This window comes from Metaprevotella massiliensis (assembly GCF_900241015.1).
Genome location: NZ_LT965945.1, coordinates 1 through 1,870, shown reverse-complemented (window position 1 = coordinate 1,870; position 1,870 = coordinate 1). Strand labels below are relative to the sequence as shown.

3 protein-coding genes are annotated in these 1,870 nt (G+C 35.0%); all 3 read right to left on the bottom strand.

The features are described 5' to 3' along the window. Window positions 1–113: 113 nt before the first annotated feature. Window positions 114–533 (bottom strand): hypothetical protein, encoded by a 420-nt coding sequence (locus C1709_RS00875; protein ID WP_102285057.1) that lies wholly within the window; start codon window positions 531–533, stop codon window positions 114–116. Window positions 534–562: 29 nt separating this feature from the next. Further along, window positions 563–1,051 (bottom strand): hypothetical protein, encoded by a 489-nt coding sequence (locus C1709_RS00870; RefSeq protein WP_102285056.1) that lies wholly within the window; start codon window positions 1,049–1,051, stop codon window positions 563–565. After that, on the bottom strand, window positions 1,038–1,870 hold an 833-nt coding region (locus tag C1709_RS00865), incomplete at its 5' end, for an RHS repeat-associated core domain-containing protein (RefSeq protein ID WP_146035436.1). The genes C1709_RS00870 and C1709_RS00865, both read right to left, overlap by 14 nt.

Below are 1,870 nucleotides of genomic sequence, written 5' to 3'. Positions count from 1 at the left end.
CACAAATACAACTCGCTAAAAAGAGGGCAAGAGGATTTGTCAATACAGAAAACTTTAAGTATATGGTCTACTTCGTAACAGGTGGATTAAAACTCGATTACCCACATGAAACGTTATAGACCCATTTTATTTCCTGACACATTTCCGTATTTATAAGTCATGGTATCGTTTGAAAGCAATGCCGATTCTATTACAGAAGCCTCCTTATTTCCAATATTTGTTTTATTGTCTTGATACAAGGCGGTTTTTGCATCATTTGCGCCAGACATTAAATAGTTCGACATTACAAGTATTCTTTTCCCATCAGAATTGGCAAGGTAATAATACTGTTCTTTTTTATAAAATTTCCATAAGAGTTTTTCTTGTCTGTCTTCGCGTCCCACTTCACATATTGATATGGTATCTCTGTCTTCTATTACGGAAATACTTTCAGCACCATTTGATGGTCGGTATAACTTTGTATTTACAGTATCATTACATGCACATAATGTCATTATTGCACACAATACTATTGATATTTTAATTTTCTTCATAGTGTCTATTCATTTTTTCAATGTGAATATTATTCTGGGACAGGCGTGTATGTGATATACGGACTCCAGTCTTGAATATATTTTATGTCATAGTTGATATCATAAACCAACTTTAATTCCAAATATGTGTTTACGTCTTCATTAAATATAGATGATGACATTAAATTGTTGCCGGCATTCTCAACTATTATCCTGTGAGGGAGATAGTTCATGTCATCACTATATAGTGTGTCAAACTCCATACTGTTTGACATTACCATTTTTCTATCCTCCCCCATGTCATCGGTGTAATAATTACCTTGGAATTTATATAATTTTATCATAAGTTTTGACTGTATTTTTTCACGGTCAACTTTATAAATAAATATTGTGTCATCGCTATACATCGTGACGAACTCTTTCGTCCAGTCTGAAGGATAAAATTTTGTCCTCTTAACAGAATTACCACATCCTACAAACAGAAGAATGAAAAACGATGCCATTATTATTTTACAAATTCTCATACTATTTCCTTGCATTATAAAAAGTTTCTTTCAAATCCGGATATTTTTTGATAAGTTCGTCTCTTGTGTTATTGTAATTTATAGTACCACGTAATTGTTTCTTTTTGTCTGTTTCCCGTAAATTTTCATGTTCTTCACTTTGTGTATAACGATTCCAAATTCGTTTGGACTCATCGGAATTACCTGTTCTCAAATACGCATCAAAGATGTCATAAATATTAGATAAATGAACTGTAAATTCATGTGTTATGGTTTCAACCAACTCTGCTTCTGAATAATCCAAATCAAATATTATCGTGAACTTAGGTCTTCCATAATCGTCCACACCCATTTGTGTTTGAGCAGCAATCCAATGATTCCCAACGTGAAATTTTGCAGTCCTTGTTTGTTGATCGTAAATCTGCTCTTCTTGTAACACCAAGTTGAACTCTGCATATTTTCCATTCCCCGCTACTCCAAATAAATGTGACCCCTTAGGGGTTAGGTCTGCTATGACCTGCTTGCCAAAAGAGGTTTTAGCAAACATAAACATTGCGTTTCTAAAATTTATTGGGCTATTATAATAGCTTGTCGGATCATTACTATTATTTATATATAAAATAGGCTTAATCTTTTTCCCATCAGTATCAACAAACCGCATCGGATTATTCACACAATACGCATAAGGACTTGTGGAGTAATATTTCTCCGCCAGCGGATCCATCGTTGTGAAGCGGCAGGTGGCGGCATCGTAGCGTCTTGCCCCATAGTCGTATATGTCGAGACCGATTTGGCGTTCGAGTTCCTTGCCGTTGTATTTGTAGGATTGGAAATCGCCGTTCAAGCCCTTACCCA